Source organism: Intrasporangium calvum, assembly GCF_028446585.1.
GTDB lineage: Bacteria > Actinomycetota > Actinomycetes > Actinomycetales > Dermatophilaceae > Intrasporangium > Intrasporangium calvum_A.
The window spans coordinates 1-4,649 of record NZ_JAPFQL010000135.1; the positions used below are offsets into that span (position 1 = coordinate 1).

Sequence of the window (4,649 nt, forward strand, 5' to 3'; positions counted from 1 at the left end):
CGGGGAAATCGAAAGAGCAGTTCGCGACACGCTGTGCTGGGGGCCACCCCGGCGGGACGTGTCGCGAACTGCTCTTTCGATGTGGGTGCCAGGCGTGCGAAGCACGCCGCGGCTCACGCGTTGGGCTTGCGGCCGTGGTTGGCTGCGTTGCCCTTGCGGGAGCGGCGCTTGCGGGCGCGCTTGCTCATCTCGGCTCTTTTCGTCGGTGGTGCTGGTTGATCCGTGCCCGGGGGCACGAAGCCCTGATTCTTCCATACCGGCCTGCGAGGCCCCAATCGGCGCTGGGGCGAGGTTTGAGGAGGGGTTGGAAAGGTTAAGGAGTTGGTAAAAAGTGGGCTTCTAAGGAGAACTCTTCCCCGAAAGAGCCACGAAGTTTGGCACGCTGTAACCGACGCACCAGCTGGCGCCCCCCATGCGCCTGCCTACCTGTGTCCCGACAAAGGAGCCCCCACCATGCTGCGCAACCTTCTCCTCGCCCTGGCTGCAAGCCCGTTCGTCCTCAGCGTGACGACCGTGATTGCCAGCGACACCTGGACGTGGGGTGGCTGAAGCAGCTGACCGACCCCCACGGTCCTAGCTGTTTCCCGCCCATTTGCCCAGATCGGCACCTGCCTCCAACAGTCCCGCGCCGGTGGCGCCGGTGAGATCACCCGGCCGGCTGGTCACGCGAGAGTTCCTCGTCCGTGGCTACATCACCGTTGTCACCGTTGCCGCCCTCGGCGTCGGCGTGATGGCGTGGCAGGTCGACTCCGTGGTCGACCTGCCCGCACTGACGCTGCTGGTGGCGATGGGCGTCCTCAGCTTCCAGCTGCGTGAGCCGGACGTCGGCTCGCGCATCGGCTTCTCCTTCCTCAGCATCATCCTGCTGGCCTCCGCGGCCATCGTCGGGCCCCTCGGCACCTGGGCGGTCGGCCTGCTCTCCGTCACGGTGGACCGTCGGGAGCCCCGGTGGTCCACCACCGTGTTCAACATGGCGATGACGTCGATCGTCGGTGCCGCTGGCGCCCTCGCCTACGACTTCGCCGGCGGGCTGCGCCGGCAGATCGAGGCCCTGGAGGGCGCCGGTGCGATGACCGCATCCGTGGGGATCCCGATCCTGGTCGCGGACGTCGTCGGATGCCTCACGAACGCCGTCCTCCTCGCGGGTGTCATCCACTACGCGCAGGGTGTGCCCTTCACCGTGGTGGTCCGGCGGGTCCTCAGCGGGTCCGGTTGGGCGTACGTCGGCTACGGCGTCATCGGCTTCCTCTTCGTCGTCCTGTGGTTCCCGGCGCGGCTCGGTGCCTTCAGCGCCCTGCTCGTCCTCGCGCCGCTCCTGGCCGCCCGCTGGGCGTTCATCCAGTACGGCGATGAGCTCCGCTCGCACGAGCGGACCCTCGACACCCTGGTCACGGCCCTCGGCAAGAAGGAACCGCCAGCCATCGAGCGCAGTCGCCGCACCGCTCGCCTGTCTGAGTGGCTCGCCGAGGAGCTCGGTCTGGGGCCCCATCAGATCGGGACCGTGCGGCAGGCGGCGACCCTTCACGAGATCGGGCACCTCGCCATCCCGGCCCGCACCCTCCGTCGGTCCCCGGACAGTCTGACGGACCACGAGCGTCGGCTGCTCACCTCGCACGGCGTCGTGGGCGCGCGCATGGTCGACGGGATCGACTTCCTCGACGAGGCCCGCGCGGGGATCCGTCACCAGCACGAGCGGTTCGACGGGCACGGCGGGCCCGGGTCCCTGTCCGGTGCGGACATCCCGATCTCTGCTCGGATCATCGCGGTCGCAGGTGCCTTCACGGCGCTCACCCAGGGGGGCGGCTCCGACGGGCGGGTCGACCCGGACTGGGCCGTGGGGGTGCTCGACGGCGAGGTGGGCCGCTACGACCCCGGGATCGTCGACGCGCTCCGGCGCGTGCTGGCCAAGCACGAATGGTCCTCACTCGACGAGGGCGAGGCATGAGAGCCCGCGCGGTCGGACGGGTGAAGCCGTTCGCCGCGGCAGCCGCAGCCATCGCGGGGTGTGTCGCCCTGGTCATGCTGTCGGCGGACTCGCCGGCGTGGGACGACAGCAGTAGCGCCGTCCTCGTCGCCACCTTCACGGCCGCGATCCTGCTGGGGGAGTGGTTCCAGGTCTCCGGGCCGCGAGTCAGAGGGTCGGCGCCTCTCGCCACGGCAGCAGCCTTGGGCTTCGTCTTCACGACGGAGCTGCCCGGTGGGCGTGGGGTCTCCTACGGTTCTGTCTTCGTCCTCGCGGTGACGGCCACGGCGATCACGGGGGTCGCCCTGCTGCGCCATCTCAGCGGCCGAGAGGTCAGTCCCGTCGAGACCACCGGTCGGTTCGTCAGCGTGGCCGTGGCGGCGCTGCTCTACCGGGTGGTCCATCTGGGGCAGGAGCGTGGGCGGCCGGTCGTCGACGACGGTCTCGACCCGTGGCAGCGTGCGCTCCTGATGCTGTCCATCGCCGTCGTGGCGCTCCTGGCCGACGCCTTCGTCATGTCCATGGCGAGGGCGCTGCTCCGGGCGGCGTGGTGGCAGGCGTTCAAGGACGAGATCCGTTCGACCTTCGCGCTGTCCACGGCCCTGGCGGTCACGGGGGTGCTCATCGCCCTCGCGGTGCCCCCGCTGGGCGCCCCGGCCGTGCCCTTGTTCCTCTCCCCGCTGGTCCTCACCCTCTTCGCCTTCCGCCGCTACATGACCATCCGGGCGACCTACCTCCAGAGCATCCGGACCTTGTCCCGGCTGACGGACGCCGCCGGTTACACGCCCGCCGGGCACTCGGAGCGCGTCGCCGCCATGGCCCTGGCGGTGGGGCGGGCCCTGGGGCTTCCGGAGCGGGACCTGGCCAACCTCGAGTACGCCGCGCTCCTGCACGACATCGGCCAGGTGGCGCTCGTGGACCCCATCCCCGGCGGCGCGACCGTGCTCGCTGCTCCGGCTGACCAGCGTCGGATCGGGGCCGACACGCTGGCCATCGTCCGAGAGACCGGCGTGCTCGAGGACGCGGCGACGATCCTGGAGCACCAGGCCACGCCGTACCGCCAGTGGCGCGAGTTCGGGGAGGAGATCCCCCTCACGAGCCGCATCCTCAAGGTGGTCAACGCCTACGAGGACCTGACAGCGGGCTCCCGCAGCCAGCGAGCCCGGGAGCGGGCCGTGGAGCGCATCTACCTGGGGCTCGGCTACGAGTACGATCCGCACGTCGTCGACGCGCTCCTGCGCCACCTCGAGACGGCGCCCCCCACCTGACGCCGCAAGAACGGCGCGGTGACCGGCCCCACACCGGAAATCTGCCGGGCCCCTGCCATTGCGCCGTCGTTCGTGGCAGACTGTCCGCGTTCGGGCAACCCCCGTTTCGCATATCTCATACCTGAGGCCAGACCCGCGGCCCTTGCCATTTCCGCCAGGGCTCGCGATGCCCTGTTGATGCGAACGAGGTTCCTCTCATGAGTGCGTTACCCGTGACCCCACCCTTCGATGCGGACGACCCGGTGTTCCGGGCGCACGAGGGCGGCAAGCTTGGGGTACACGCGACGTCCCCGCTGCGCGACGCCGACGACCTGTCGCTGCTCTACACGCCGGGTGTCGCCGAGGTGTCCCGCGCGATCGCCGCCGACCCCGCTCTCGCCCACCGCTACACGAGCAGGCGCAACACCGTCGCCGTGGTCAGCGACGGCACGGCCGTCCTCGGCCTGGGCGACATCGGCCCGCTCGCCGCGATGCCGGTGATGGAGGGCAAGGCCGTCCTCTTCAAGCACTTTGCCGATGTGGATGCCGTCCCCGTCTGTCTCGAGACCGGCACGGTGGACGAGATCGTCGACGCCGTCGCGCGCTTCGCCCCGACGTACGGCGGGATCAACCTCGAGGACATCTCGGCGCCGCGGTGCTTCGAGATCGAGCGCCGGCTCAAGGAGCGCCTCGACATCCCCGTCTTCCACGACGACCAGCACGGGACCGCGATCGTGGCCCTGGCCGCTCTGTTCAACGCGGCCCGGGTCGTCGACAAGCGCCTCGAGGACCTCACCGTCGTCGTTTCCGGGGCGGGTGCCGCGGGGGTGGCGGTCTCGTCGATCCTCGTGTCCGCGGGTGTGGGTGACGTCATCGTCACGGACTCCCAGGGCATTCTCGGGCCGGACCGGAGCGGGCTGCCGGAGCACAAGGAGTCCCTTCGTGCCCTGACGAACCGCACTGGGCGGGTCGGCCTGCTGGGTGACGCGCTGGAGGGCTCCGACGTCTACATCGGGGTCTCGGGCGGCACGGTGCCCGAGCGTGATCTGATGCGCATGGCGCCTCGGGCGATCATCTTCGCCCTCGCCAACCCCGACCCCGAGGTGCATCCCCGGGTCGCGCACAAGTTCGCCGAGGTGGTGGCGACGGGACGGTCCGACTTCCCCAACCAGATCAACAACGTGCTGGCGTTCCCCGGGATCTTCCGCGGGGCGCTCGACTCGGGTGCGCGCGCCATCACCGAGGAGATGAAGCTCGCGGCAGCGCGGGCCATCGCCGAGCTCGTCGCGGACCCGACGGCGGACCAGGTCGTGCCGAGCGTCTTCGACGAGCGGGTGGCTCCCCGCGTGGCGGAGGCGGTCTCGGCGCTCGCGCGACGCCACGGCTGAGCACCGCCTCCGGTCGTATGCCGCTGGGCCCGGTTTCCGGGCCCAGCGGCG

At 70.6% G+C, this 4,649-nt stretch carries 4 protein-coding genes; 3 read left to right on the top strand and 1 reads right to left on the bottom strand.

The genetic code is table 11. The features are described from left to right. Positions 1-113: 113 nt before the first annotated feature. Positions 114-188 carry a 50S ribosomal protein bL37 gene (locus OO014_RS19395; protein WP_369791897.1) on the bottom strand — a complete coding sequence of 25 codons (75 nt, stop codon included), beginning with the start codon at positions 186-188 and terminating at the stop codon, positions 114-116. Between the two features lie 452 nt (positions 189-640). Here OO014_RS19395 and OO014_RS18865 point away from each other — a divergent pair, with 452 nt between their 5' ends. From OO014_RS18865 to OO014_RS18875, 3 genes are all read left to right on the top strand, one after another. Further along, the gene (locus tag OO014_RS18865; RefSeq protein WP_272463870.1) at positions 641-1,945 is read left to right on the top strand and encodes an HD-GYP domain-containing protein; all 1,305 of its coding nucleotides are present in this window, start codon (positions 641-643) and stop codon (positions 1,943-1,945) included. Next, positions 1,942-3,231 (top strand): HD-GYP domain-containing protein, encoded by a 1,290-nt coding sequence (locus OO014_RS18870; protein ID WP_272463871.1) that lies wholly within the window; start codon positions 1,942-1,944, stop codon positions 3,229-3,231. The genes OO014_RS18865 and OO014_RS18870 overlap by 4 nt, the downstream gene beginning before the upstream one ends. A 197-nt stretch (positions 3,232-3,428) precedes the next feature. Beyond that, on the top strand, positions 3,429-4,598 hold the full coding sequence (locus OO014_RS18875; RefSeq protein WP_272463872.1) for an NAD(P)-dependent malic enzyme: 1,170 nt from the start codon (positions 3,429-3,431) through the stop codon (positions 4,596-4,598). Positions 4,599-4,649 lie beyond the last annotated feature (51 nt).